This is a genomic window from Citricoccus sp. I39-566, assembly GCF_031432995.1.
Taxonomy (GTDB): Bacteria; Actinomycetota; Actinomycetes; order Actinomycetales; family Micrococcaceae; genus Citricoccus; species Citricoccus nitrophenolicus_A.
This window is the reverse complement of sequence record NZ_CP133842.1, coordinates 1,946,944-1,973,910: the sequence shown is the minus strand read 5'-3', so window position 1 is coordinate 1,973,910 and position 26,967 is coordinate 1,946,944. Positions and strand designations below refer to the sequence as shown.

Here is a 26,967-nt window from a genome sequence, read left to right as displayed (position 1 = left end):
GGACCACCACGATGGGCGCCCTGGCACGGTTCTCCCTGGCCAATCGGGCGCTCATCGCCCTCGTCACGGTCCTGACCACCGTCTTCGGCCTGCTGATGGTCGGCCAGCTCAAGCAGGAGCTGATCCCGTCCCTCGAGCTGCCGGTGGTCTCCGTCAGCTCGGTCATGCAGGGGGCCTCCCCCGAGGTCGTGGACCAGCAGGTCGGCGAGCCGCTGGAGACGGCGCTGCAGGCCGTGGAGGACCTCGAGTCCTCGAGTTCCACCTCCACCACGGGGCTGAACACGATCGCCCTGCGCTTCGAGTACGGCACGGACCTGAACCGGGCGCGTGCCCAGGTGGACCGGGCCGTGGCCAACGTCTCCTCCGGGCTGCCGGAGGGCACCGAGACCACCTCGTTCGCCGGGTCCGTCTCGGACTTCCCGGTGGTCTTCATGGCCGTGGGCTCCCCGGACCCCGAGGTCGGCCTGAACGAGTTGCGCTCCGAGGTCGAGCGGCTCGCGGTGCCCCGGCTGCAGAAGATCGACGGCGTCCGTGCCGCCTCGGTGACCGGCGGCACCGACCAGCACATCGCGGTCCTGCCCGACGACGAGGCGCTGGCCGCCGCGGGGCTCTCGGCCGGTGACATCACCACCGCGCTCGAGGAGAACGTCGGGCTGTTCCCGATCGGCCAGATCACCGAGGGGACGCTCACACTGCCGGTCCAGGCTGGCGCCCCCGTGGAGTCCCTCGAGGACGTGTCCGGCGTGCCGCTCGTCCCCTCGGACGGTGACGATGCTGGTCCTGATGCCGGTGCCGGAGACGGCGCGTCCAGCGCCGCCGGGCCGGTCCGCCTGGGCGACGTGGCCGACGTCGTGATCCGGGACGGCGAGGCGACCTCCTTGACGCGGACCAACGGCGTGGACACCCTCGGGCTGTCCGTGACGAAGACCCCGGATGCGGACACCGTGACCCTGTCCCACGCGATCAACGCGCTGATCCCGGAGCTCACGGCGCAGCTCGGCGAGACGGCCGGGGACGCCGAGATCACGGTGGTGTTCGACCAGGCCCCGTTCATCGAGGAGTCCATCAGCACCCTGGCCGTCGAGGGCCTGCTGGGGCTGCTGTTCGCCGTGGTGGTGATCCTCGTCTTCCTGACGTCCGTCCGGTCCACCCTCGTCACGGCGGTCTCGATCCCGCTGTCCCTGCTCGTGACGTTCATCGGCATGCGCGTCTCGGACTACTCGCTGAACATGCTGACCCTCGGTGCCCTGACGATCTCGATCGGCCGCGTGGTGGACGACTCGATCGTGGTGGTGGAGAACATCAAGCGCCACCTGTCCCTGGGGCAGGACAAGCGCACGGCCATCCTGACGGGCACGGGCGAGGTGGCCACCGCCATCACCGCCTCGACCCTGACCTCGGTGGCCGTGTTCGCCCCGATCGCCCTCGTGGGCGGCATGGCCGGCGAGCTCTTCCGGCCCTTCGCCATCACCATGACGATCGCCCTGATGGCCTCCCTGCTCGTGTCCCTGACGATTGTGCCGGTGCTGTCCTGGTGGTTCCTGGGTCGCTCCGTGGAGCGCGCGCGGTCCCGCCGGGCGGGGCGGCACGCCGAGTCGGTGCCGGCGGTACAGGAACCGGCCGGCTCGGAGTCTGCTGCCTCGCTGCCGGCCGTCGGCCCCGGGATCGCCCGCGGCCCTCTGCAGCGGCTCTACCTCCCGGTCCTCCGCGGCACCCAGCGCCGGCCGGCCGTCACGCTGGTGTCGGCGGGCGTCCTGCTGGCCGGCACGGTGGCCCTGATCCCGGTGGTGCCCACGAACCTGCTCGGTGACACGGGACAGAACACCTTCACCGTCACGGCCACCCAGCAGCCGGGGTCCTCGCTCGAGGAGACCTCCCGGGCCGCCGGGCTGGTGGAGGAGGTGCTCGTGGGGCTCGAGGGCGTCCAGGACGTGCAGTGGACCGCGGGTTCCGCCGGCTTCATCCCGGGGCTGACCGGAAGCTCGGACGAGGCCACGTTCACCGTGCTGACGGAGGCGGACGTGGATCAGGAGGCCCTCCAGACCCGGGCCCGCACCGGGCTGGCCGGCCTGGAGGGCGCCGGTGAGGTCTCGCTGTCCACCGCGGGCGGCATGGGGATGAGCTCGGACGTCGAGATCGAGGTCTCGGCGCCGACCCCGGAGTCGCTGGAGCGGGCCAGCCAGGCCGTGGTGCAGGCCGTGACCGGGATCGAGGGGGCGGCGGAGGTGACCTCGAACCTCGCCGCGGCGCGGCCCACCTTCCAGGTGGACGTGGACGCGATGGCCGCCGCCGAGCACGGGCTGACCGAGGAGGCGGTGGCCGGTCAGGCGGCCGCGGCCCTCAACCCCGTCCCCTCCGGCACCGTGCGCATCGACTACACCGACTACCCCGTGCGGATCGGCGAGCCCGAGGAGATCACCACGCTCGAGGGGCTGCGACAGGTCCGGGTCATGACGGCCCGCGGGCCCGTGGACCTGGCCCAGCTGGCGGAGGTCTCCCGGCAGGAGGTGCTGTCCTCGGTGACGTCGTCGAACGGCGACCGGATCGCCGTGGTCACCGTGACGCCGGCGGGAGACGACCTCGGGGCGGTCTCGGCCGCCGTCGGGACCGCCCTCGACGAGCTCGGGCTGCCGGAGGGGACCGCGGCCGAGCTCGGCGGGGCGGCCACCCAGCAGGAGCAGACCTTCAACGACCTGTTCCTGGCCCTGATCGCCGCCGTGGCGATCGTCTACGTCATCATGGTGGCCACGTTCAAGTCCCTGCTGCAGCCCCTCATCCTGCTGATCTCCATCCCCTTCGCCGCGACCGGCGCCATCTTGCTGCTGCTGGCCACCGGCATCTCCCTGGGCCTGCCCTCCCTGATCGGCATGCTGATGCTCGTGGGGATCGTGGTGACGAACGCGATCGTGCTGATCGACCTGATCAACCAGTACCGGCGGCGTCCCGGCCACACCCTGGCCACCGCCCTGGAACACGGCGCCCTGAACCGGCTGCGGCCCATCGTCATGACCGCGCTGGCCACCATCCTGGCACTGACCCCGATGGCCCTGGGCATCACCGGGCAGGGCGGCTTCATCTCCCAGCCGCTGGCCGTCGTGGTGATCGGCGGCCTGGTGTCCTCCACGCTGCTGACCCTGATCCTCGTGCCGGTGCTGTACCGGTTGGTCGAGGGACTGCTCGAGCGGCGCCGGGCCCGGACCGCCGCGGGGTAGCGGCTACACCAGGTCCGGCACCCGGACCTGCAGGTGGGAGCCCTGCTTGGTCTTCTGCACCTCGAGCCGGTAGCCGATGTCCTGCTTCATCCTCTCCACGTGGCTGACGATCCCGATGGTCCGCCCGCCGGCCTGGAGTCCGTCCAGCACGTCCATGACGTCGGCCAGGGTCTCGGGGTCGAGGGAACCGAACCCCTCGTCCACGAACAGGGTGTCCATGTCGATGCCTCCGGCCTCGGCCTGCACCGTGTCCGCCAGTCCCAGGGCCAGTGCGAGGGAGGCCATGAAGGTCTCCCCGCCGGACAGGGTGGCGGCGGACCGCTCGTCCTCGGTGAAGCGGTCGAAGACCGTGATGTCCAGTCCGCGCACACCCCGGCCCCGCGCCGAGTCGTCGTGGCGCAGCTCGTAGCGGCCCTGCGTCATGCCCAGCAGCCGTTCGGTGGCGGCCGCCACCACCTCCTCCAGCCGGCCGGCCAGGACGTAGCCGCCGAGGGTCATCCGGTAGGAGTTCTCCCCCGCGCCGCGGACCAGCCGCAGCAGTCCCTCGGTCTCCTCGTAGGCCGCCAGCTGCCCGGCGGAGCGTTCGGCCACCTCGGCGAGCACCCCGGTCTGCCGCGTCACGAGCCGCTGCAGCGATTCGAGGGCCCCGGTGGTCTCGGCCGCGGCGTCACGCCGCTGCGCCGCCTGACGGACGGCCTCCGCGTGGGCGTCGAGTTCGGCCTCCGACGGCGGCGCGACACCCTCCCCGGCCAGCGCGCGGCCGCGGACCACGGCAGCGCTCGCGGCGAGCTCCGTGAGGGCCGCCTCCTCGCGGTCCCAGTCCCGCAGGGCGGCGCGCCGTCGGGCCTCGGTCTCGCCGGGCAGGAGAGCACCGCGCAGCTGTTCCACCGAGTCGAAGGAGCTGGCCGCCAGTTCCCCGGCGAGCTGCTCGCGCGACTGGGCGGCGAGGGTGCGCTGGGTGGACTCCCGCTGCACGGCGGAGCGCGCCGACTCCACGACGGCCCTGGCCCCTTCCAGCTCGAGACGCACCTCGGCCAGCGAGGAGTGCCCGCCCAGGGACTCGGCCACGGCCTCCCGGAGCCGCTGGATGGCCTCCGCCGTGGCGGTGAGCCGGGACTGGGCCACCGCGAGTTCTCCACGGGCCGACTGCGCCGCCGCGGCTCGGTGCTGCTGGTCCTGCTCGTTCTGCGTCAGGGCGGCCCGGGCCACGGTGAGGTCCTCAGCGGCCTGTCGGGCGGCGGCCAGGTGATCGCGCGCCTGGCTGCGGGCCAGTTCGGCGGCCTCGGGCGTGAGTCCCCCGGCGGCCACCCGGCTGGCCTCGGCGGTGGTCCGGGCGCCCGCCACCGCTTCCTCGGCCTGGCGCCGGCGATCCGTCTGCTCCTCCATCTGCCGGCGCGCCTCGTCCTGGGCCGCCGCGGAGATCTCGGCCCCTCCCGCGGCCGCCGGCGCCGGATGTTCCGCCGAGCCACACACCGGGCAGGGCGATCCACCCTCCAGTTCACCGGCCAACAGTGACGCGGCCCCGGCCAGCCGCTGTTCCACCACCCGGTGCCACGCGTCCACGGCCGCCTGGGCCCGATCCGTGGCACCGCGCAGGGCGTCCTCGGCCTCGGCCAGGGCGCGGCCGTCCCGGTCATGAGCCAGGGAGGCCTCCCACCGGGCCGTCGCCCGGTCCAGGTCCTCCTGGGCCGCGTCCCGGCCGCCCGCCGGCGCCACCAGCTCCTCGAGGCGCTGCTGCAGGCCCCGGTGGGCCTCGGCCAGCCGCTCCCCGTCGTCCTCAGCCGACTGGGCCTGCTGCGTCAGCCGCTCGATGTCCTCCTGCAGCCGCGCGTGGTCCGACTCCGCGGTGGCCAGTGCCGCCGCATCCTGTTCACGGTCGGCCAGGCGGTCCAGGTCCCGCTCGGCTCGCTGCCGCAGGTCGTCGAAGCGGGCGGTGAGCTCTTCCGTGGAGTGCTCTTCCGCTGAGTGCTCCGCCCAGGCCTCCGTGGCCCCGGCGCGGTCCCACTGCGCGCACCGCGGATGCTCGAGGGCCCGGTCGACCGCCTCTCGTACGGCCAGCGTGGACTCCTCCGCGGCGGCCGCGGCCGAGGCGGCCTCGGCGGCCCGGCGTTCCAGCGGCACGGCCTCCCGGTGGCGCTCCACGGCCACGCGATCGGCCGACGCCTGCTCCCGCTGCTGCTCGTGCCGCGTGGACCGCGACTGCCACGCCTGGGCCGCCTGAAGGTCCTCGCGGCGGCGCGCCAGGCGCTCGGCCGCCTCCTGGACCGTCTGCAGGGCGGCCGCCGCCCCGTGGCGTTCCTGACGCCCGGTCTCAACGGCCGCGCCCACGGCGGCCAGGACCCGATCGACCAGGACCGCGTCCGGCCAGGTCTCCGGTCCGTCCGGCTCCTCGCCTCCGGGCGCGTCCTGCCCTTCGACACCGGCTCCGCCGTCCGCCGCGCGCCACCACTGCTCCCCCAGCGACTCCTGCACCGCGTGGCGCAGGTCCTGGCGGGCGGCCTCCACGAGGTCGCGGTCCCGCTGGACGGACTGCCCCACGGTCTTGAGCCGGTCGGCGAGGGAGTCCTCGACCCCCTCGAACCGGCCGGTGCCGAAGAGCGTGCGGAGCAGCGTCTCCTTCTCCTTGGACTCGGCCCGCAGGAAGTGGGCGAACTCCCCCTGCGGCAACAGCACCACGCGCATGAACTGCTGGGCGTCCAGGGACAGCTCCTGGCGCAGCAGCTGCCCGATCTCATCGGCCCGGACGGAGACCTCGTGCCATCCGCCGTCCCGGTACTCGCGCAGGACCGCCCCCGCCTTCTCCTCCGTCAGGGTGACGCCGTCCGAGTCCTTGCGCTGACGCTTGGCCACGCGCCGGTACCGGGGCCACCGCAGCACCTCGAAGCGGCGGGAACCGATCGTGAAGTCCAGGAGCACCTCAGGCCGGGTCCCCAACGGGGACTGCGTGCTCGCCAGCGACTCCGGACTGCGGCCGCCGGGGACCGTGCCGTACAGGGCGAAGCAGATCCCCGCGAGCACCGTGGACTTCCCCGCCCCCGTGGGGCCGTCGAGCAGGAACAGCCCGGCCTCGTTGAGGGTGGTGAAGTCGACGTTCTCCCGCCCGGCGAAGGGGCCGAACCCGTTCAGCTCGATGCGGTGCAGCTTCATGCCGCGCTCCCCTCACCCTGATCGGCCCGGCGCCGGCTGTCCTGGAGCGCGGAGGCCAGCAGGTCGGCCTCGGACGCGGTGGCGGGGCGCTGCCGGACGTGCTCCACGAAGCCGGTGCAGACCTGGAGGTCCGTGGTGGCTGCCGCGAGCCGGGCCGCATAGGTGGAGGGAGCCGTGGCCGGGGCGCCCTCCGGATCCAGGACGAAGTTCAGGAGCCCATCGAACCGCTCCTTCAGCCGGCGGTAGGCCTGGGGCGGGCGCACCGGATCCGTGACGGTGATCTGGCACCAGCGGTCCTCGGCCCAGGCATGCTCCGCGCCCTCCAGCAGGTCATCGATCCTGCCCCGCAGCACCGCCAGCTTCCGGCCGGCGGAGAAGTCCACGGACTCCACCCCCGTGACCCTCCCGCCGGCCGTCCTCACGAGCCACCCGCCCTTGGTGTGACCGGCCTCCGAGAACGAGTAGGCCAACGGCGAGCCGGAGTACCGCACCGTCTCGGCCATCCGCTGCCGCCCGTGGAGGTGCCCCAGGGCGGCGTAGTCCACGCCGTCGAACGCGGTGACGGGCACCTGGCCCAGGGTCCCGACCAGCAGGTCTCCCGTCCCCGACTCCGCCGGCCGCTCGGCCCCGATGTCCCGCTCGCTGTCCGAACCGGCGCCCCCGGCCGCGAAGAGATGGGCCATGACCACGATCGCCGTGTCCCCGGCCGGACCCCCGCAGCGTTCCGCGGCGTCCTGCCGGATGCGCCGCACGGCCTCGGCCGTGACGGCGGGGTGGTTCGGCTCGACGTCCCAGACCTGGCCGGCATGCCGGGGCTCGAGGTAGGGGATCCCGTACACGGCCACCGAGCCACCCTCCGGGTCAGGAAACACCACCGGCGTGCTGATGCCGTCCATCCGCGTGCGCACGTGCACCCCGGCGGCGCCCATGAGATGGCCGCCGAACCCGAGGCGGATGGCGGAGTCGTGGTTCCCGCTGGTCAGCACCACGCGGGCCCCGGCCGACACGAGGTCGGCCAGGGCGGCGTCCAACAGCTCGACGGCGTCCGCCGCGGGCAGCGCCCGGTCGTAGACGTCGCCGGCCACCAGGACGAGGTCCACGCCGCGCTCGCGGACCGTGTCCACCATCTGGTCCAGCACCTCGCGCTGGGCCTGGAGCATGCCGGTGCCGTGGAAGGACCGGCCCAGGTGCCAGTCCGAGGTGTGCAGGATCAACATGACTCCCACGCTATCCGGCGGCGGGGACACGTGAAGCACGTGTCCACAGGTCACCGCGCCCACCCGCGGACCATCCCTACGATGGAGACCATGAGCGATTCCCCCGCGCCCCGGCCCGATTCACCCGCCTATGCCTCCCGGGTGCTGGGCCTGCTCGCCGGCGGCGCCGCCGGGGACGCCCTCGGCTACACCGTGGAGTTCTCCTCCCTGGAGCAGATCCGCGCCGACTACGGCGACGCCGGCGTGGCCCACCCCCTGCAGGTGTCAGCCATCCGCGCCGGCGGGACGATCCCCGTCAGCGACGACACCCAGATGACGCTGTTCGTCCTGGATGGCCTGCTGGACTGGATCGAGTGGGCCAACGAGGGTTCCATGGCCGATCCCGCCGCCAGCGTGTGGCTGTCCTGCCTGCGGTGGTACCGCACCCAGACGGGCCTGATCCCCGAGGGCGCCCCCACACCGCCCGCCCGCTGGCTGGACGACCGTCCCGAGCTGCACGAGCGCCGGGGCCCCGGCAACGCCTGCCTGACCGGGCTGTCCTCCCCGGACATGGGGCTGACGCGCCAGCCACAGAACCCGGACGCCAAGGGCTGCGGCACGGTGATGCGCTCGGCCCCCTACGGCATGGTGCCCGGCCTCGAGGACCACCTCGTGGTCTCCCTCGCCCGTCAGGGGGCCGTCCTCACGCACGGGCACCCGGCGGCGTGGACGGCGGCGGCCGCGTTCGCCCTGGTGGTCTCGCGGCTGATGGCGGGCCACGGGTTCGCCGGGGCCGTCACCGCGGCGCTGGACTGGCTGGACACCGTGCCCGACGACGGCGGCACGGCCCGCGCTCTGCGCGCGGCCGTCGCGCTGGCCGGGTCGGAGGACCGGACGGACACCGAGGAGGCGGGCGGGCCGTCGTCGTTGCCCGGCACCCTGCCCGCGGAACTCGGCCAGGGGTGGGTGGCCGAGGAGGCGCTGGCGGTGGCCGTCTACGCCGTCCTGGCGACCGGCGGGGAGTCCGCCCAGCCCACCACCCACTTCCGTGCCGCCCTGCCGCTGGCCATCAACCACTCCGGCGATTCCGATTCCACCGCCTCCCTGGCGGGCCAGCTGCTCGGCGCCCGCTACGGCATGGCGATCTTCCCGGACGGCGCCGTGCCGGCGTGGATCGGCGAGCGCGAGGTCATTGCCGAGGCGGCCGGGCGGTGGACCGCCGCCACGAGCTGACCGTCACCGACTGAGGGCCGGTCACAGCCCCACGCTGATGTACTTGGTCTCCAGGAACTCGTCGATCCCGCTGAAGCCGCCCTCGCGGCCCACCCCGGACTCCTTCACGCCGCCGAAGGGGGCCGCGGGGTTGGACACCACGCCGCGGTTGAGCCCGACCATACCGGCCTCGAGGGCGTGGCTGACCCGGAATCCCCGGGCCAGGTCCGTGGTGTAGAGGTAGGAGACCAGTCCGTAGGGGGTGTCATTGGCGATCGCCACGGCCTCCTCCTCGGTCTCGAAGGTGGAGATCGCGGCCACCGGGCCGAAGATCTCCGTGCTGCACAGTTCCGCCTCCGCCGGCACGCTCATGAGGACCGTGGCCGGGTAGAAGTGTCCCGGCCGGTCGATCCGCTCGCCGCCGAGCCGGACCCGGGCACCGCGACTGACGGCGTCGCCCACGAGCTCGGTGACCTTGTCCACGGCCCCGGCGTTGATGAGCGGACCGACGACGACGCCGTCCTCGACCCCACGGCCCAGGGGCAGCTCCGCCATGCGCCGGGTGAGCCGCTCGGCGAACTCCTCGGCCACGGTGTCCTGGACGAGGATGCGGTTGGCGGCGGTGCAGGCCTGGCCGATGTTGCGCATCTTGGCGGCCAGAGCGCCTTCCACCGCGGCGTCCAGGTCGGCGTCGGCGAAGACCAGGAAGGGGGCGTTGCCGCCCAGTTCCATCGAGGTGCGCATGACGGTCTTCGCGGCCAGCTCCAGCAGGGACTTGCCGACCTCGGTGGACCCGGTGAAGGAGAGCTTGCGGGAGCGCGGGTCCAGGATCAGCGGGGTCATCACGTCGTTGCTGCGGCTCGTGGTGACCACGTTCACCACGCCGTCCGGGACCCCGGCGCGTTCGAGCACCTCCGCGAGGGCGAGGATGGACAGCGGGGTGTGGGAGGCCGGCTTGATGACGGACGTGCACCCGGCGGCGAGCGCGGGGCCGATCTTGCGGGTGCCCATGGCCAGGGGGAAGTTCCACGGGGTGATGAGCAGGCACGGCCCCACGGGTTCGCGGGCCACGAGGAACCGGGAGTCCCCCGCGGGGGCCGTCATGTAGCCGCCGTCGATGCGCACGGCCTCCTCGGCGAACCAGCGGAAGAACTCGGCCGCGTAGGCGACCTCGCCGCGGGCCTCGGCCAGCGGCTTGCCCATCTCCAGGGTCATGATCAGCGCCAGCCGCTCGGTCTCCTCGACCATGAGCCGGTACGCCCGGGCGAGGATCTCGCTGCGTTCCCGGGGCGGGGTGGCGGCCCAGCCGGCCTGCGCGGCGGCGGCGGCGTCCAGGGTGGCGGCGGCCTCCTCGGGGCCGGCGTCGGCCACCTCGGTGAGGACCTCTGACGTGGACGGGTCGTGGACGGGCATCGTCCGTGCGGTGGTGCTCCATCTCCCGCCCGCGTACAGGCCCGTGGGGACGGAGGCGATGGCCGCCGACTCCCGGTCCGGCTGGCTGGCCGAGTGGTGTGTCGCCTGGCTCGTGGACTGGGTCATGGTGAACTCCCGCCTGGTGGATCCTTGCCGGTCAGCCCATCGTAGAAGTACTGTCAACTGCCAACCGCACCCCCGTGGAAGGTGATGTATGACCAGCCTGTCCCCCCACCTGAAACAAGCCACCCCCGTGGTCGTGGACCACGGTCTCGGCAGTTGCCTCTATGACGCCGAGGGCCGCCGCTACCTGGACTTCACCGCGGGGATCGGGGTGGTGAGCACCGGGCACTGCCACCCCCGCGTGGTCGCGGCGGCCCAGGAGCAGGTCGCCTCGCTGATCCACGGCCAGTACACCACCGTCATGCACCGCCCGCTGCAGGAACTCACCGAGCGGCTCCAGGGTGTGCTGCCGCCCAGCCTGGACTCCCTGTTCTTCGCCAACTCCGGCAGTGAGGCCGTGGAGGCGGCCCTCCGCCTGGTGCGCCAGGCCACGGGACGGCCGAACGTGGTGGTCTTCCACGGCGGCTTCCACGGGCGGACGGTGGCCGCCGCCACCATGACCACCTCCGGCACCCGGTTCTCCGCCGGGTTCAGCCCGCTGATGTCCGGGGTGCACGTGGCCCCCTTCCCCACGGCGTACCGCTACGGCTGGAGCGAGGAGGAGGCCACCGCCTTCGCCCTGAAGGAACTGGACTACCTGTTCGCCACCGTGACCTCGCCCCAGGAGACGGCGGCCTTCATCGTGGAGCCGGTCCTCGGGGAGGGCGGCTATGTCCCCGGCAACACCGAGTTCTTCGCCGGACTGCGAGAGCGCGCCGACCGGCACGGGATCCTCCTCGTGATGGACGAGATCCAGACGGGGTTCGGCCGCACGGGCCGCTACTTCGGGCACCAGCACTTCGACGTCCGCCCCGACGTCATCACCATCGCCAAGGGCATCGCCTCCGGGTTCCCGCTGTCCGGCATCGCGGCCTCCGAGGAGCTGATGTCGAAGGCCTGGCCGGGGTCCCAGGGGGGCACCTACGGTGCCAATGCCGTGTCCTGCGCGGCCGCCGTCGCGACCCTGCAGGTGATCGAGGACGAGGGGCTCGTGGCCAACGCGGCCGAGCGCGGCACCCAGCTGCTGGCGGGTGCGCGGGCCGCGGCGGGCGAGGCGGCAGACGGGTCCGGTGGCGGACACGGCATCGGGGACGTCCGCGGCCTGGGGCTGATGGTGGGCAGCGAGTTCACCACCGCGGACGGCGCGCCCGATCCGGACCGGGCCAGGACCGCCCTGAGGGTGGCCGCGGAGAAGGGGCTGCTGATGCTGACGTGCGGCGCACACATGAACGTGGTGCGGATGATCCCCCCGCTGGTGGTCACCGCCGAGGAGATCGACGAGGGGCTGTCCGTGTGGCAGGACGTCCTCGCCGAGATCTAGTGGAGGAGACAGGTCGATGGACGGCGCGCGGCACCTGACACTGAGCCTCGCCTCCCGTGGAGTGTCCTGCCGGGTCCGGCTGCTCGACGAGCTGGCCCCGGCCACCTGCGAGGCCGTGTGGCGGGCCCTGCCACTGACGGGGGACGCCTATCACGCCAAGTTCGCCCGCAACGAGGTCTACACCCTGGTCCCCCGGATCCCGGGGGCGCCGAGGCGGGAGAACCCCACCGTCACCCCGATCCCCGGGGACGTCTGCCTCTTCGACTTCGAACCCTGGGAGATCGGCAACCCCGCCTACGGCTACGAGGCCGGCACCGCGGCGCACCACGAGCAGGGGGCCACCGACCTGGCCCTGTTCTACGACCGCAACAACCTGCTGCTGAACGGGGATGTCGGCTGGGTCCCGGGGAACGTGTTCGGCACCGTGGTGGACGGCCGGGCCGGGACGGCCGGCCTGGCGGAAATGGCGGTGGCCTGCAACGACCTGTGGCGGAACGGCTTCGCCGGGGAGCGGCTGGTCTGGGAACGCGACTGAGCGAACCGGCTCAGGCCAATCGGCTCAGGCGAACAGACTCAGGCGAACAGCCGCTCCACGAACCGGCCGGCGGCCAGCACCAGGTCGTCCGAGTGCCGCGGTCCCACGATCTGCAGGCCCACGGGGCGTCCGTCCGCCGTGGTGCCCACGGGAAGGCTGAGGGCCGGCTGCTGGGAGAGATTGAACGGGAAACTGAAGGAGGCCCACTGCGGCCACCGCTGCAGGCCGCTGCCCGGAGGCACCTCGTGGCCGGCCTCGAACGCCGGGATCCCCACGGTGGGGGTGAGCAGCAGGTTGTGCTCCTCGTGGAAGGCGCCCATGGTGATGCCCACCTGGGCGGCCACGTTGCGGGCCCGGAGGAAGTCCACGGCGCTGTACCGCTCCCCCCGGTCCCACACCCGGCCGAGGCCGGGGTCGATCGTCTGCCGGGCCCCTGGCATGGAGTCCAGGAGGGTGGCCGCGCCCGCCGCCCAGAGCACCTCGAAGGCCTCGATCGGATCCGTCAGACCGGGATCGGCCTCGGTGACGTGCAGGCCCGCGGCGTCGAGGCGCCGGACGGCCTCCTGGACGACGGCGGCGACCTCCCCGTCCACGTGCGCGAACCCGAGGTCCGGGGAGTAGGCCACGTGCAGTCCGGTCACCTCCCGGTTCAGTTCCCCGCGGAAGGTGCGCTGGGGCGGGGCCAGGGACGTCGGGTCGCGGTGGTCCGGCAGCGCCAGGATGTCCATCAGCAGGGCGGCGTCCTCCACCGTGCGGGTCATGGGGCCGGCATGGGCCAGGGGGCCGAAGGGGCTGGCCGGATACAGCGGGATCCGTCCGTGGGTGGGCTTGAAACCCACGATCCCGCAGAAGGAGGCCGGGATGCGCACGCTCCCGCCGCCGTCGGTCCCCACGGAGACCGGGCCCATCCCCGCCGCGACCGCCGCGGCCGAGCCCCCCGAGGACCCGCCCGCGGTCAGCCGCGGGTCCACCGGGTTGCGGGTGATGCCGTGCAGGGGGCTGTCCGTGACGGCCTTCCACGCCAGCTCCGGCGTGGTGGTCTTGCCCAGGAAGACCATGCCGTCCGCCCGCAGCCGGGCGGCCACGGGCGAGTCCACCTCCCACGGCTGGTCGGGATCGATGGCCCTGGACCCGCGCAGGGTGGGCCAGCCCGCCGTCAGGAAGATGTCCTTGATGGAGACCGGGACCCCGTCCAGCAGGCCTCGGGGGTGGTCCTGCTGCCACCTGGCCTCGGCCTGGCGCGCCTGTCCCCGGGCGGCGTCCGGGTCCAAGAGGCAGTAGGCGCCGAGCCCGTCCTGACCGGAGTCGGCCTCGCCGATGCGGTCGAGGATGGCGGTGGTGGCCTCGACCGGCGAGAGCTCCCGGCTGGAGTAGGCGGCCACGAGCTCGACGGCGGACATCTGCGTGGGGTCCATCTGAACCTCCCGGGTAGACGGTGTAGACGGTCGTGCAGGACCGCGACGGCGCGAGGACGGCTGCGGTGCTGCGGCCGGTTCGCGGCGGATCGCGTCCCCGCATTATGGGGGTTTGATCTGCGGGGATGGAAGGGGCGCGGTGCGCCGCCGGCTCTGCCGGGGCCGGAGGCGACGGCGGCGCGGTCCGGCCATGGTCCGCGGGCCCGCGCTACCCCTATCATTCAGCCATCCATTCCACCGGGCCTCTCAGCAGGGCCCCACAGCAGGGGCCTCGCCCCTTGGGCGCCCGGGCCTCCGGTGGACCCGCACCGGAGCAGAAGGCGAGGTGATTCCCGTGGATCCCGTCGAGGCAGACCTGCGCGACGGAGGCCTGCGCGACGCCGACCTGCGCGACGGAGGCCTGCGCGACGCCGACCTGCGCGACGGAGGCCTGCGCGACGCCGACCTGCGCGACGCCGACCTGCGCGACCGGGCGTTCGACGGTCCCGTGGTGCAGCGTGGCGTCGGGATCATCGCCCCCTTTGACCTGGCCCTGGAACGGGAGCTGTGGCGGTGGACCCCGCTGGAGGTCAGCCTGCACCTGGCCCGGACCCCCTTCGAGCCGGTGCCGGTCAGCCTCGAGATGGCCGAGCTGGTCTCCGAGCGCCGCCACGTCCAGGCGGCCACGCGTGACGTGCTCGGCGTGGATCCGGAGGTGGTGGCCTACCTGTGCACCTCGGGCAGCTTCATCCACGGCCTGGACCACGAGGCCGGACTGCGGCGGTCGATCCTGGAGGCCGGTGCCCCGGCGGCGGTCACGACCTCGGGCGCCCTGGCCGAGGCCGTGCGGACCCTGGGGCTGCGGCGGGTCTCGGTGATCACCCCCTACGACGCCGACCTCACGGACCGGCTGGTGGCCTACCTGGGCGAGCTGGGCGTCACGGTCCCCCGGCGTCACCACCTGGGCCTGGGCGGGGGCATCTGGCGGGTCAACTACCGCACCGTGGCGGAGCTCATCCTGGCCGCGGACACCCCGGAGGCCCAGGCGGTCTTCGTCTCCTGCACCAACCTGCCCACCTACGACATCATCGAGCCGCTCGAACGGCGGCTGGGCAAGCCCGTCCTGACGGCCAACCAGCTCACCGTGTGGGCCTGCCTGGGCCGGATGGGACTACCCATGGTCGGCCCCGGGCGGTGGCTGGCCGGCGTCTTCCGGGAAGGACCACCTTGAACACCCCGTCAGCCGCCCGGCCACCCACGCGGCCACCCACCGTCGGGATCATCTACCCGGACCACGCCGCGGAGGACGAGTACCCGACGGCGGCCGAGCGGCTCGGCGTGCACCTGCCCCTCGAGCACGTCTACGGCACGGACCTGCATGCCGTCCCCGAGCTGCTGGAGCTGGGCGCCCCGGACCGGCTCGCGGCGGGAGCCCGTCGACTGGTGGCGCGGGTGACGCCCGGCGGGCTGGACGCCCTGATGTGGGCGTGCACCTCCGCCAGCTTCGTCTACGGCCACGAGGGGGTGCGGCGGCAGGCGGAGCAGCTGGCCGCCGCGGCGGGAGTGCCCGCGGCGAGCACCTCGCAGGCCTTCGTCGCCGCGTTGGCCGCGCTGGGCATCGAGCGGGTGGCCGTGGCCGCCAGCTACCCGGCGGAGGTGGCGCAGCTCTTCGCCGACTTCCTGCTGGCCTCCGGCGTCCGGGTGGAGGCCCTCGGCAGCGCCGGGATCACCACGGCCGCGCAGGTGGGCACCCTGACCGCCGAGCAGGTGATGGACCTGGCGGTCCGGGCGGACCGCGACTCCGCCGGAGGCGTCCTCATCCCGGACACGGCCCTGCACACCCTCGGCGTGGTGGAAGGCCTGGAGGGCCGGCTCGGCAAGCCGGTCCTGACCGCCAACCAGGTGACGATCTGGCACGGCCTGCGGCTCGCGGGCACGGCGGTCACCGCCGCTCCAGGATGGGGAGCGCTCTTCGCTCAGGCACCGTGAACCCGGGAGGTCGTGTGTTCAGGGGATCGTGATCTCCCGGCCCGCGAGCGCCTCCAGGTTGGCGGCCGCGAAGCCCCAGGCGCTGCGCCGCGGCAGCAGGTTCCCGGTATGCCACGCGTCCAGCATGAACGCCACCTTGCCCTGCATCTCCGTGCGGAGGCGGCTGAAGGAGTCCTGCGGGTCCGTCCCCACCTGATCCTGCAGCAGCCACCAGGCCCAGGCGGCGGCCCCGGCATTGGCTACGAAATCCGGGACCACCGGGATGCCGCGCACGGCCAGCCGTTCCTCCGCGGCCGGCGTCGTGGGTGAATTCGCAGCCTCGACCACCGCGCGGGCCGCGATGTCCGCCACCGATTCCGCGCGCAGCGCGTAGGAGACGGCGGCGGGGACCAGGAGGTCCACGGGCGCCGCGAGCACGGCGTCCCGGGGCAGGACCTCGACGTCGGCCGGCACCGCGGCCCGGTCGATTTCGCCGTAGTGGTCCCGCGCGGCCAACAGGGCGGGGATGTCCAGCCCGCGGGGGTGGAACAGGGTGCCGGCGGCGTCGGCGATCGCTGTCACCCGCACGCCGGCCTCGTGCAGGTACCAGGCGGCGCCGCCGCCCATGGTCCCGACCCCCTGGATGGCCACCGTGGCCCTCGCGGGGCCGGAGCCGAGGGCCGTCGCCGCGGCCAGGCACGCCTGGGCCACGCCGTAACCGCCGATCACGTCGCCGAGGGGCAGGCCGTCGCCGTCCCGGGCGGCCAATCCCCGGCGGACCCGTTCGAGGGTGGCGGCCGGGTTCGGCGAGCGCAGCATCGCCGCATGGAAGGACTGGTCCAGTCCGAGCCGGGTGAAGACCGCGTCGAGGTCCGACTGCGCCACGCCGAGGTCCTCGGCCGTCACCCAGGACCGCTCGAGCCAGGGGCGCAGGTCGGCGAAGAAGCGCTCCAGGACGCCGAGGGCACCCGGGGATCGGGGGTCCAGGTCCACGCCGGCCTTGGCGCCGCCCACGGGGAGGCCGAAGGCCGCCGTCTTCGTGGCCATGCAACGGGCCAGGTCCGCGACCTCGTCCCGCGTGCATCCGGCGCGCATGCGGGTGCCGCCGGTGGCCAGCCCGCCGACGAGAGTGTGCACCACCAACCATCCCCGAGTGCCGGTGACGGGGTCCGTCCAGGCCACCTCGTGCTCGGGCGGGCGGTCGAAGGGGTCACTGCGCGTGTAGGGGTCGGTGCGCGGGGAGACGTCGGTCCGAGAGCCAGCGCCACAGGGTGCCCGGCCGTCACCGGGGTTCTGGGTCAGGGTCATGTACGCCACCTCCATCGTCAGTGCGGCTGGTCCGTGAAGACGGTCCGCCGTGCTGTGAGCTGTGTTCTGTGCTGTGTCCTCCCAGCGTGGAGGCCGGTTACGGTGGCGTCCATCGACGGTTCCTGAACGGTGCCGTGCAGGGAAGCTGCAAGGTCTCGCCCGTCAGACCGGCCCAGACCTATGCTGGCGCGCATGGAGTTGTCGTTGCGCCGGCTGAGGATGCTGCGGGAGCTGCACCTGCGCGGCACCGTGACCGCGGTCGCGGCCGCGCTGCACTACAGCCCGTCCGGCGTCTCCCAGCAGTTGGCGCAGCTGGAGCGTGACGTGGGTGTCCGGTTGGTGGAGCGCCACGGGCGGCGGCTGCTGCTCACCGAGCTGGGTCTGGTCCTCGCCGAGCATGCCGAGCAGATCCTCGGTTCGGTGGATCAGGCGACCCTGGCGCTGGAGCAGGCGCAGAACGGGGTGACCGCGCGCCTGACGGCGGGGGTCTGGGCCTCGGTGGCCTCGAGTTTGGTCCCCCCGGCCCTGACGGCACTGGCGATCGACCACCCCGGCATCGTCGTCCGCACGGTGGAGCTGGACCCCGAGCAATCAGCCGGCGCGGTCAAGGACGGCGCCCTGGACCTGTCCTTCGTGATCGACTACTCCGTCACCCCGGCACATGCGGAGCCCGGCCTGTCCCAGACGCTCGTGGCCGTGGAAAGACTGCATGCGGCCGTGCCCGCGGGGATGGTCCCCACCGAGACCGTCCGGCTCGCCCAGCTGGCGGAGTATCCCTGGATCCTGGCCCCGGCCAGCGACCACTTCGGCCACGCCGTCCGCACGGCCTGCCAGCAGCAGGGATTCGAACCGCGGATCGCCCACACCGTGGCCGAACAGCCCACGGCCCTGGCCATGGCCGCCGGGGGTCTCGGCGTGAGCCTGGTGTCCGACCTGGCACTCGAGCTGGTCCCCGCCGGGGTGGACCTCATCGCCCTCGAGGAACCCGTGATGCGCACGGTGTCCATCGCCTATCGCACCACGCCCACGCCCCGCCACTCGCTCCATCTGGTCATCGATGCCTTCCGGCGGGCCGCCGCCGAGAAGGGGCTGGCCGCCTCCTCCACCACCGACTGATCCCCCGGATCCGTCCACAGTCCCCGGATCGGATCCTTATCGTGTCCGTCGGCTGTGTTCGAATATATGTGCGAGGCCGAACCGGATGCTCGGACTGGAGCTTCTGATCGGCGGAGGACACCGGCGGACGTGCGGAAAGGAGGACCCGGCCATGGCAGTTGTACCCGGCAACGGCGCGAACCGCTCAGACGGCGGACGGGACCTCGACGCCCTGACCACCACCGAGGTCCTGGCCATCGCCCGTCAGGCGATGGATGTCCTCGCCGACCGCCTGTCCGGGCCCACCACCCTGGGCGCTTTCGACCGGGTGGTCCCGGCCCCACCGGACCTCGGATGGGCCGGGAAGGACACCGTGGCGCCGATCGTCCCGGGCGAGACGGCCCACGGACCCGATTTCGTGGCGCCTCCCCCGCTGTTCGCGCATGGATCACTGCCGGTCATCCACCGGGAGGTGGAGGATCTGGGCCGGGTCCTCACGGCGGTCCACACGGCCCTGGCCGGTCACGCCGCTCAGGCCATGGAGGACGGCGGCCTCCGAGAACCGATGCTCGGCATCCCCGGCGGCGCCCGCCCCTTCCGCGACGCCCCTGACTGGATGGTCCGGACCCTGCGCATCTCGCGGCCGGAGGCGCGCCGGCGGATCAGGCGGGCCCGGACGACCCAGCCACCGGTCCCCGAGCTCTCCGGACACCAGCGAGGCCCGACCTTCCCCGTCCTGGCCGAGGCGTTCAGACACGGTCGGATCGACCCTGACACCTTGGACCTCATCACCACCGCCCTGCAGGAGACCCGCAAGGACGCCGAGGCCGGCGGCGCCGAGGAGAGGCTCACGCAGGAGTGGCTCACGCGCGGCGAGGACATGCTGACCGGCCAGGGCTGTGTCCTGGATGCCGAGTCGATGCGTCACGCCTGCGCCCGCTGGCGCGAATGGGCGCAGCACACCCTGAATCCGGACGGCGCCGAGCCCTCTGACGCGCTGCCGAACGTCCGGCAGGGACTCTCCTATCAGGGGAAGCGGCGGCAGTTCCACCACTGGAAGATCGTGGCGGACGACCTGCAGCACGAGGTCCTCAGCACCATCGCCGGCGCCGCCACCAATCCCCGGTCGAAGGACGCCAAGGACCCGATGGTCCCCGAGGGCGAGACCATGGCGGAGGGTGAGTCGGCTGCGGAGGACGCGACCGATGCCGATCCCGAACCCGACCGCCGGTGGGATGACGCCGCCGGCCTCGCCACGGACCCCCGCACCCGGCACCAACGGCAGCTGGACGGACTGACGTCCGCCCTGCTGGGCGCGCTCTCGCTGACGGACGGCAACGGGTTGCCCGATTCCGGTGGCAGCCGGCCCGTCGTCATGGTCTCGATCGACTACGAGACCCTGGCGGGCCAGTGGGACCAGCTCCCTGCCCGGGACGACGCGACGCCGAATCCAGCTGAACCGCCGGGCCCACCGGCACCACCCGAGCCGCCTGCCCCACCGGGACCGTCCGAGCCGTCCGAGCCACCCAGATCACCGGGGCCGTCCAAGCCGACCGAGCCGTCCGAGCCGCCCGATTCACCGGAGAGGCTACCGTTCGACCTCGGGACCCACCGGTCGGGGCCGTCTTCACCGGGCCGATCAGCCCGACGATCATCCGGACCCTGGCCTGCGACGCTGACCTCCTCCCGGTGGTGCTCGGCGGCGCCGGACAGGTGCTGGACGTGGGCCGCGCGCAACGGCTGTTCCCGGCACGGCTCCGCCGGGCGGTCACCGCGCGAGACGGCGGCTGTGCGGCCCCGGGGTGCACCATGCCCGCCCCGTGGACCGAGGTCCACCACATCCAGTGGTGGACGCGGGGCGGACCGACCAGCGTGGACAACGGCGTGCTGCTGTGCAACCGGCACCATCTCGCCGTGCACGCCGGTTCCTGGGACATCACCCTGGAGGACGGGATCCCGTGGTTCGTCCCGGCACCGTTCATCGACCCGTTCCGGACGCCGCTGCGGAACCACTACTGGCGGTCCTGACGCGGCGCGGAGGCTGCGGGAGACGCAGAGGGAGCAGCAACGCGAGCGGCACCAGCAGAGGTGCGTCCCTATCCGGCGGCTGCGGGCCAGTTGCCATCCAGCATCTGCAGGAATTCCGGCTCCGAGACCAGCTCCACGTGCTGACCCTGCCGCCGGCGTGCCAGGGCATCACGGGTCTTGCGGTGCCCCGTGGCCCCGCCCCGCACGGTGGTGTCCAGGTCCGCGGCACGGAAGCCGTCGCCGACCACCAGCATGCTGGTCTGGGCGTTCACGCGGCTGGCCGGCCTCGCACCCCAGGCGGCGGCGCGGTTCTTCGCCTCCTGTCGGGGCATGCCCAGGTTCCCGGTGAAGACGACGGTCTGGCCATAGAGGGGGTGTGCAGGGTCGGCATCCGCCGCCGGCTCCGGGTTGGTCCCCTCGTCCGGCCAGTGCATCAGGTCCGGCAGTCGGGCGGCGTGGGGCAGGTCCACGGTGGCATCGAACACCGGTCCGAGCCCCCGTGCCTGCCGGGTCGCGCGGGATTCCGGCCCGGTCCCGGCACGGCGGGACTCGAGCTGCCGAAGGCTGACCCCGTCAAGGGCCAGCATGTCGGCCAGTCCGGTCTCCAACACGCCCTCGGCCGTGGCGGACCGCCGGCCCACCACATCGATCATGATCCAGGCACAGGCCTCGGCGTCGGCGAGGGCGTCGTGGTGGTTCACCAGGGGATGGCCGGCCTCGGCCGCGGCCATCGGCAAGGCGTAGGAGGGCAGGTCATAGGTTCGCCGGGCCATCACCAGCGAACAGGCGTAGTCCAGGCGTGGGATGTCCCGCCCGGAGACCTCGAGGGCTGACTCGATCACGCCCACGTCGAAGCCGGCGTTGTGCGCCACGAGGGGATCAGTGCCGACGAAGTCGGCCAGGTCACCAAACACCTCGTCGAACCGGGGCGCGGCGGCGACCTGCTCGGCGGTGATCCCGTGGATCCCCACGTTCCGCGGGTCGAACCGGTCGAATCCGGCCGGCGGACGCATCAGCCAGTGCACGCGCTCCACGGGCCGGCCGTTGCGCACCCGCACCAGTCCCACCGAGCACGGGGAGCCGCGGAAGCCGTTGGCCGTCTCGAAGTCCAGTGCCGTGAAATCGAGCGCCATCAGCGCCCTCCGGCTCCGCCGGGCCCGCCAGCACCGCCAGTCCCACCTGTACCAGCAGTACCGTCAAGGAACCGCACCAGCTCCGGTCGGAGCTGACGGAACGCCGCACCGCGGTGGCTCATGGAGTTCTTCGCCGCGGGATCGAGCTCCGCCACGGACACGTTCATGCCGTGGGGCTGCAGGATCGGGTCGTAACCGAAACCGCCGGTCCCCCGGGGCTCGGTCAGCAGCGTCCCCGTGAGGAAGCCCAGCTCCACATGCTCCGCGCCCGCCGGCGTCACCACGGCGGCGGCGCAGATGAAGGCGGCATTGCGGTGCTGCGGCCCGATGTCGGCCACCTGGTCCAGCAACAGCTGCAGGTTGGCCGCGTCATCGCCGTGCCGGCCGGCCCACCGGGCGGAGAAGATCCCGGGGGCGCCCCCGAGGATCTCCACGGAGAGCCCGGAGTCATCGGCCACTGCCACCAGGCCCGTGTGGCGCGCCACGGCGTGGGCCTTCTTCAGGGCGTTCTCCGCGAACGTCACGCCGTCCTCCACCACGTCCGGGGCGCCCACGGCGGCGGCGTCCACCACCTGGGTGTCCACGTCGAGTCCGGGAACCTCGCCGCGCAACAGTTCACGCAGCTCGCGCAGCTTGCCCGGGTTCCGGGTCGCGAGCACCAGCCGGGGCTCCACGCCCGCGGCGCCGGGGCGGCTCACCGCTCGCCGGCCAGGGTCTCGGTCTGGATGCGGGCCAGCTCGGCGGTCCCCTCGACGGCCAGGTCCAGCAGCGAGTCCAGTTCGGCCCGGTTGAAGGGCGCGCCCTCGGCGGTGCCCTGGACCTCGACGAAGTCGCCGGAGCCGGTGACCACCACGTTCATGTCCGTCTCGGCCCGGACGTCCTCCACGTAGGGCAGGTCCAGCATGGGCGTCCCGTCGATGATCCCGACCGACACGGCGGCCACCGAGTCCTTGAGGGGCTGAGAGGAGGCCTTCAGGATCCCCTGGCCCTTCGCCCAGGCAATCGCCTCGGCGAGGGCCACATAGGCGCCGGTGATCGAGGCAGTGCGGGTGCCGCCGTCGGCCTCCAGCACGTCACAGTCCAGCACGATGGTGTTCTCCCCCAGGGCCTTGAGATCGATCACGGCACGCAGGGAGCGGCCGATGAGGCGGGAGATCTCATGGGTCCGGCCGCCGATCTTGCCCTTGACGGACTCGCGCGCCGAGCGGGTGTTCGTGGCCCGCGGCAGCATGGCGTACTCGGCGGTCACCCAGCCGGTCCCCTCGCCCTTGAGCCAGCGGGGCACGCCCTCGGTGAACGAGGCGGTGCACAGCACGCGCGTGTTGCCGAACTCGATCAGCGCGGACCCCTCCGCCTGCCGGGACCAGCCGCGGGTGATGCTGATGGGGCGCAGCTCGTTGACGGAGCGGCCGTCCTGGCGGGCGGTGTGGGAACGGCTGTTCTCGGGCAGGCCGGTGGCGCCGGTTGTCGATGAGGTCATGCCCGCCATCCTACCGAGGGGTCCGGACGGGCTACACCCGGTAGGTCACCCCGGACACCGCCACGGCCAGGTGCCCCGCGTAGGTCTCGCGCGCCTCCACCGAGGCGGCCAGGGGGTCGGTCCACACGGGCAGGTGCGTCAGCAGCAGGCGGCGGGCGCCGGCGTCGGACGCCATCTGCCCGGCCCGCCGTCCGGTGAGGTGGACGCCGTCGATCCCGTCGTCCCGGCCCTCCTGGAAGGCGGCCTCGCAGAGGAACAGGTCGGCGTCCCGGGCGGCCTCCACGAGCCCGTCGCACGTGTCCGTGTCCCCGGAGTACGTGAGGACCCGGCGCACGGTCTCGCCGTCCGGGCCGATCTCCGTGGACTCCACGCGCAGCGCATAGGCCTCGTCGATCGGGTGGCGCACGGGGAACGGCGTGATGGTGAACGGTCCCACCGTCACAGGCACGAGGGCCTGCCAGTGGTGGAAGTCGAAGTCCGGGTGCATCCCGGGATCGGGGTCCAGGCCGTAGGCGGTGGCCATGCGGTCGGCGGTGTCCGCCGGCCCGTGCACGGGGACGTGGATCCCCTTCCAGCCGTACGGGTTCCACCGGATGGCCACGTGGAGTCCGCACAGGTCCATGCAGTGGTCCGGGTGCAGGTGGGAGAGCAGGACGGCGTCGATGTCATCCAGGGCCATGTACCGCTGCAGCGTCCCGAGGGACCCATTCCCGAGGTCCATGATGACCCGCCAGGTCTTGGTGCCGGTCCCGTCCGGGGTGGGACCCTCTGCCGTGATGAGGTAGCAGGAGGCCGGCGATCCCGGTCCGGGGAACGACCCGGAGGCACCGATGATCGTGAGCTTCACCCTGCCACCGTACCGGACCCGCCGTGGGCCCGCGCGGCCGCGACCATCTCCGGGGTGATCCGTGCCAGCACGCCGGTCGGATAGCGCTCGGCGATGTGGTCCACGTGCTGGACACCGCCCACCTCGGGGCCGAGGAAGCGCCGGGCCAGCGCCTCAAAATGACGGGCGTCCCCGGTGGCCATGAACGTGTGGGCCGGCGGCTGCCCCCCGGCCTCGCCCCCCGCCACCCCGGCTGTCCCGGTGCCCCCGGGGCCTTCGAGGCCGTGCCGCACCAGGGCCCGGTAGACGTCCTTGGCGGTCTCCTCGGCGGACGACACGAGCGTCACGTGCTCCCCCATGACCAGGGAGATCACCCCCGTCAGCAGCGGGTAGTGGGTGCACCCCAGCACCAGGGTGTCCACGCCGGCGGCCTGCAGCGGAGCCAGGTACTGCTCGGCGGTGGCCAGCAGCTCGGGTCCCGTGGTGACGCCTGCCTCCACGAACTCGACGAACCGCGGGCAGGCCACGGAGGTGATCTCGAGGTGCGGCGCCGCGGCGAAGGTGTCCTCGTAGGCCCGCGAGCCCACGGTCGCCTCGGTCCCGATGACCCCGATCCGGCCGTTCCGCGTGGCGGCCACGGCCCGGCGCACGGCCGGCTGGATGACCTCGACCACCGGGATCCCGTAGCGCGCGGTGTACCGCTCCCGGGCGTCGCGCAGCACCGCGGCCGACGCGGAATTGCACGCGATCACGAGGACCTTCACGCCGGCGTCGACCAGCTCGTCCATGATGCCCAGGGCGAACGCGCGCACCTGGGCGATGCTCCGCGGCCCGTACGGGCCGTTGGCGGTGTCCCCCACGTACGCGATCTGTTCGCCGGGCAGCTGGTCGATGATGGCGCGGGCGACCGTCAGCCCGCCGACCCCGGAGTCGAAGACGCCGATGGGTGCCGTCGGCTGGGGTGCCGGCGGCAGGGCCCCGGGGCTCATGGTGCCTCCGGCAGCTGCGTGGACAGGGCCAGCATGAGGGTCTCCAGCAGCCAGGTGGTGAAGTTGTACAGCAGGGCCATGTAGGACTCGACGTCGGTGGCGGCGGACCAGTCGTCGACCGTGTGCACCCGCTCGGCGTCCTCCTCGGAATCGATGCCCAGCCGGGCCGAGAGCACCAGGCGCACGTCGTTGAGGGCGCGGCTGAAGGACACCGCATTGGCCTCGTCCAGCACCAGCGGGTTCACCTGCAGCGCGGCCACGGCCCGTTGCAGGTCCGCCGTCTTGGATCGGCGCACGCTGTCCTCGGTCAGCGCCCGGAACTCCCCCGCGGCGGCCTGCTCGGCCGGCGAGTCGCCGTGCACCCCCGGCGGCAGCAGCCGCGCCAGCGCCTCGTCCCGGGGGGCCTCCCGGTTGAGCGAGGTGGCCCCGGAGCCGGAGGGCACGACGTCGGCCCCGTCGCCCCCCAGCCCGGGCCCCGGTTCCAGCCCCGGTTCCAGCCCCGGTTCCAGCCCGGCGACGATGTCCCAGAACGGGTCGTCCGCCGAGGTGCCAGGGGTCGAAGAGGTGGGAGCCGAGGTGTCGGGTGCCGAGCGCGGTTCCTCGGCATCCAGCAGCTGGATGACGTCGGAGAACAGGGTCCGCAGCAGCCGGCGCTCGGCCTTCTCCAGGTCGGCCGTGAACCCCCGGGGCGTGCTCTTGAACGCGCGGGCCATCAGGCGCCCTCGCCCTGGCTGTGCTGCAGGGTGGCCCACAGCCCGTAGCCGTGCATGGCCTGCACGTGGCGCTCGGCCTCCTCGCGGCCGCCCGAGGCCACGATCGCCTTGCCGTCCTGGTGGACCTGGAGCATCAGCGCGTCGGCCTTGCTGCGGGAGAATCCGAAGTAGGAGCGGAAGACGTAGGAGACATAGCTCATGAGGTTGACGGGATCGTTCCACACGATGACCTGCCAGGGCCGGTCGGCGGCGGTCCGCGCGTCGGTGCCGGCGGCGGTCTCCTCCCGCTCCAGGACGTCCGTGCCGGTGCCGGTCCCCCCGCCGGGGGCGCCGGGCGCCTGACCCGGGACATGACGGGATTCGATGGTCAAGAACATGGCGACCAGTCTACGGCGGCATCCTCCACCGGCGGACCGGTGAACGGCCCGCAGGGGCGTCCGGTCCGGCCACAAGTTGTAGGGTGAGGCTCGTGACCGACCAGATCCGCACCGGCACCCCCGGTTGGCTGCTGCCCACGTCCCTGTTCACGGACCACTATGAGCTGACCATGCTGGAGGCCTCCCTGCAGTCCGGGGCCGCCCACCGGCGCAGCGTCTTCGAGGTCTTCACGCGCCGGCTGGCCGAGGGGCGGCGCTACGGCGTGGTGGCCGGGACCGGGCGGCTGCTCGAGGGGCTGGCCGCCTTCCGCTTCGGCTCAGAGGAGCTGGACTTCCTGGCCGAGAACCGCGTGGTGGGCGATCAGACCCTGCGGTGGCTGGCCGACTTCCGGTTCTCCGGCAACATCTACGGTTACGCCGAGGGCGAGGCGTTCTTCCCCTACTCGCCGCTGCTGCAGATCGAGTCCACCTTCGCCGAGGCCTGCATCCTCGAGACCTACCTGCTCTCGGTGCTGAACTACGACTCCGCGGTGGCCTCCGCCGCCTCCCGCATGACCTCGGCCGCCGACGGCCGCCCGTGCATCGAGATGGGATCCCGCCGGATCAACGAGGAGTCGGCCGTCGCGGCGGCCCGCGCGGCGGCCATCGCCGGCTTCAGCTCGACCTCCAATCTCGCCGCGGGACTGCGCTACGGCGTGCACACGGTGGGCACGGCCGCCCACTCCTTCACCCTGCTGCACGACTCGGAGCGGGACGCGTTCGAGGCCCAGGTGGCCGCCCTCGGCCGAGACACCACGCTGTTGGTGGACACCTTCGACGTGGAGGCGGGGGTGCGCACCGCCGTGGAGGTGGCCGGGACCGAGCTGCGCAACGTGCGCCTGGACTCCGGCGACCTCGTGGAGCAGGCGCATTGGGTGCGCTCCCTGCTGGACGAGCTCGGCAACCACCGGACCGGCATCATGGTCACCTCGGACCTGGACGAGTACGCGATCGCCCACCTGCAGTCCGCCCCCGTGGACTCCTACGGCGTCGGCACCCGGCTGGTCACCGGCTCGGGCGCCCCCACGGCCTCCATGGTCTACAAGCTCGTCAGCCGGCAGGACGGCGCCGGCCAGTGGACCGACGTGGCCAAGGCCTCCTTCGGCAAGGGCTCGGTGGGCGGCCGCAAGTCCGCCTCCCGCCAGCTCGACGGCGCCGGGCGGGCCACCGCAGAGCTGATCGGCGTGAACCGGCCGGCCGGTGCCGATGCCGACGACCGCCCCCTGCAGCACACCTTCATGCAGGACGGTGAGCTGATGCCCGGGTGGACCGGCCCCGAGGCGGTGACGCGGGCCGCCGACCGGCACCAAGCCTCGCGTGCGGAATTGCCCGCAGCAGTGCGTAGACTGCAGCCCGGCGAACCGGTGATCCCCACGGTCTTCGCCGACGTGTGAGATCGAGTCGGGCCCATGCCCGGCG

At 73.1% G+C, this 26,967-nt stretch carries 21 protein-coding genes and 1 pseudogene; 10 read left to right on the top strand and 12 right to left on the bottom strand.

Annotated features, from left to right (window positions below; translation table 11 throughout):
- Positions 1-11 precede the first annotated feature (11 nt).
- Positions 12-3,212, top strand: coding sequence for an efflux RND transporter permease subunit (locus RE421_RS09060; RefSeq protein ID WP_309808960.1), 3,201 nt, complete (start codon positions 12-14; stop codon positions 3,210-3,212).
- Between the two features lie 3 nt (positions 3,213-3,215).
- On the opposite strand, the gene RE421_RS09055 is transcribed toward RE421_RS09060, so the two are convergent.
- Positions 3,216-6,359: an AAA family ATPase gene (locus RE421_RS09055; protein WP_309808958.1), complete on the bottom strand. Its 3,144-nt coding sequence runs from the start codon at positions 6,357-6,359 to the stop codon at positions 3,216-3,218.
- Positions 6,356-7,576 (bottom strand): exonuclease SbcCD subunit D, encoded by a 1,221-nt coding sequence (locus RE421_RS09050; protein ID WP_309808956.1) that lies wholly within the window; start codon positions 7,574-7,576, stop codon positions 6,356-6,358. The genes RE421_RS09055 and RE421_RS09050 overlap by 4 nt, the downstream gene beginning before the upstream one ends.
- Positions 7,577-7,666: 90 nt before the next feature.
- On the opposite strand from RE421_RS09050, the gene RE421_RS09045 reads away from it, so the two are divergent.
- Positions 7,667-8,788 (top strand): ADP-ribosylglycohydrolase family protein, encoded by a 1,122-nt coding sequence (locus tag RE421_RS09045; protein WP_309808954.1) that lies wholly within the window; start codon positions 7,667-7,669, stop codon positions 8,786-8,788.
- A gap of 21 nt (positions 8,789-8,809) precedes the next feature.
- On the opposite strand, the gene RE421_RS09040 is transcribed toward RE421_RS09045, so the two are convergent.
- Positions 8,810-10,306, bottom strand: coding sequence for an NAD-dependent succinate-semialdehyde dehydrogenase (locus RE421_RS09040; RefSeq protein ID WP_309808952.1), 1,497 nt, complete (start codon positions 10,304-10,306; stop codon positions 8,810-8,812).
- An 88-nt stretch (positions 10,307-10,394) separates the two neighbouring features.
- Between RE421_RS09040 and RE421_RS09035 the strand changes: the two genes are divergently transcribed.
- Positions 10,395-11,663: an aminotransferase class III-fold pyridoxal phosphate-dependent enzyme gene (locus RE421_RS09035; RefSeq protein ID WP_309808950.1), complete on the top strand. Its 1,269-nt coding sequence runs from the start codon at positions 10,395-10,397 to the stop codon at positions 11,661-11,663.
- 16 nt (positions 11,664-11,679) lie between these two features.
- Positions 11,680-12,198, top strand: coding sequence for a DUF3830 family protein (locus tag RE421_RS09030; protein WP_309808948.1), 519 nt, complete (start codon positions 11,680-11,682; stop codon positions 12,196-12,198).
- Positions 12,199-12,236: 38 nt separating this feature from the next.
- On the opposite strand, the gene RE421_RS09025 is transcribed toward RE421_RS09030, so the two are convergent.
- Positions 12,237-13,613 (bottom strand): amidase, encoded by a 1,377-nt coding sequence (locus RE421_RS09025; protein ID WP_309808946.1) that lies wholly within the window; start codon positions 13,611-13,613, stop codon positions 12,237-12,239.
- Positions 13,614-13,947: 334 nt separating this feature from the next.
- Here RE421_RS09025 and RE421_RS09020 point away from each other — a divergent pair, with 334 nt between their 5' ends.
- Entirely contained in the window at positions 13,948-14,823 is an 876-nt protein-coding gene (locus RE421_RS09020) for an Asp/Glu/hydantoin racemase (protein WP_309808944.1), read from the top strand.
- Positions 14,820-15,581 carry a maleate cis-trans isomerase gene (locus tag RE421_RS09015; RefSeq protein WP_309808942.1) on the top strand — a complete coding sequence of 254 codons (762 nt, stop codon included), beginning with the start codon at positions 14,820-14,822 and terminating at the stop codon, positions 15,579-15,581. Before RE421_RS09020 ends, RE421_RS09015 begins: the two co-directional genes overlap by 4 nt.
- An 18-nt stretch (positions 15,582-15,599) precedes the next feature.
- Here RE421_RS09015 and RE421_RS09010 read toward each other — a convergent pair whose 3' ends face one another.
- Positions 15,600-16,868: a Glu/Leu/Phe/Val dehydrogenase dimerization domain-containing protein gene (locus RE421_RS09010; protein WP_309808940.1), complete on the bottom strand. Its 1,269-nt coding sequence runs from the start codon at positions 16,866-16,868 to the stop codon at positions 15,600-15,602.
- A gap of 192 nt (positions 16,869-17,060) precedes the next feature.
- Between RE421_RS09010 and RE421_RS09005 the strand changes: the two genes are divergently transcribed.
- The 3 genes and pseudogenes from RE421_RS09005 to RE421_RS08995 all read left to right on the top strand — a co-directional run bounded on the left by RE421_RS09005 (position 17,061) and on the right by RE421_RS08995 (position 19,991).
- Entirely contained in the window at positions 17,061-17,984 is a 924-nt protein-coding gene (locus RE421_RS09005; RefSeq protein WP_309808938.1) for a LysR family transcriptional regulator, read from the top strand.
- Positions 17,926-19,311 (top strand): annotated as a pseudogene (locus RE421_RS16820) (DUF222 domain-containing protein); the annotation flags it as partial. The gene RE421_RS09005 and the pseudogene RE421_RS16820, both read left to right, overlap by 59 nt.
- A 182-nt stretch (positions 19,312-19,493) precedes the next feature.
- The gene (locus RE421_RS08995) at positions 19,494-19,991 is read left to right on the top strand and encodes a DUF222 domain-containing protein (RefSeq protein ID WP_309817232.1); all 498 of its coding nucleotides are present in this window, start codon (positions 19,494-19,496) and stop codon (positions 19,989-19,991) included.
- A gap of 68 nt (positions 19,992-20,059) precedes the next feature.
- Here RE421_RS08995 and RE421_RS08990 read toward each other — a convergent pair whose 3' ends face one another.
- The 7 genes from RE421_RS08990 to clpS are packed head-to-tail and all read right to left on the bottom strand — an operon-like array spanning position 20,060 to position 25,509.
- On the bottom strand, positions 20,060-21,124 hold the full coding sequence (locus RE421_RS08990) for an exonuclease domain-containing protein (RefSeq protein WP_309808934.1): 1,065 nt from the start codon (positions 21,122-21,124) through the stop codon (positions 20,060-20,062).
- Positions 21,124-21,822, bottom strand: a complete 699-nt coding sequence (gene rdgB / locus RE421_RS08985) for an RdgB/HAM1 family non-canonical purine NTP pyrophosphatase (RefSeq protein ID WP_309808933.1) — start codon at positions 21,820-21,822, stop codon at positions 21,124-21,126. The genes RE421_RS08990 and rdgB overlap by 1 nt, the downstream gene beginning before the upstream one ends.
- Entirely contained in the window at positions 21,819-22,604 is a 786-nt protein-coding gene (gene rph, locus RE421_RS08980) for a ribonuclease PH (RefSeq protein ID WP_309808931.1), read from the bottom strand. Before rph ends, rdgB begins: the two co-directional genes overlap by 4 nt.
- 31 nt (positions 22,605-22,635) lie before the next feature.
- Positions 22,636-23,451, bottom strand: coding sequence for an MBL fold metallo-hydrolase (locus tag RE421_RS08975; protein WP_309808929.1), 816 nt, complete (start codon positions 23,449-23,451; stop codon positions 22,636-22,638).
- Positions 23,448-24,419 (bottom strand): glutamate racemase, encoded by a 972-nt coding sequence (gene murI / locus RE421_RS08970; RefSeq protein WP_309808927.1) that lies wholly within the window; start codon positions 24,417-24,419, stop codon positions 23,448-23,450. The genes RE421_RS08975 and murI overlap by 4 nt, the downstream gene beginning before the upstream one ends.
- Positions 24,416-25,132: a DUF2017 family protein gene (locus tag RE421_RS08965; protein WP_309808926.1), complete on the bottom strand. Its 717-nt coding sequence runs from the start codon at positions 25,130-25,132 to the stop codon at positions 24,416-24,418. The genes murI and RE421_RS08965 overlap by 4 nt, the downstream gene beginning before the upstream one ends.
- Positions 25,132-25,509, bottom strand: a complete 378-nt coding sequence (clpS, locus tag RE421_RS08960) for an ATP-dependent Clp protease adapter ClpS (protein WP_309808924.1) — start codon at positions 25,507-25,509, stop codon at positions 25,132-25,134. The genes RE421_RS08965 and clpS overlap by 1 nt, the downstream gene beginning before the upstream one ends.
- 92 nt (positions 25,510-25,601) lie before the next feature.
- Here clpS and RE421_RS08955 point away from each other — a divergent pair, with 92 nt between their 5' ends.
- Positions 25,602-26,942, top strand: coding sequence for a nicotinate phosphoribosyltransferase (locus tag RE421_RS08955; RefSeq protein ID WP_309808922.1), 1,341 nt, complete (start codon positions 25,602-25,604; stop codon positions 26,940-26,942).
- Positions 26,943-26,967 lie beyond the last annotated feature (25 nt).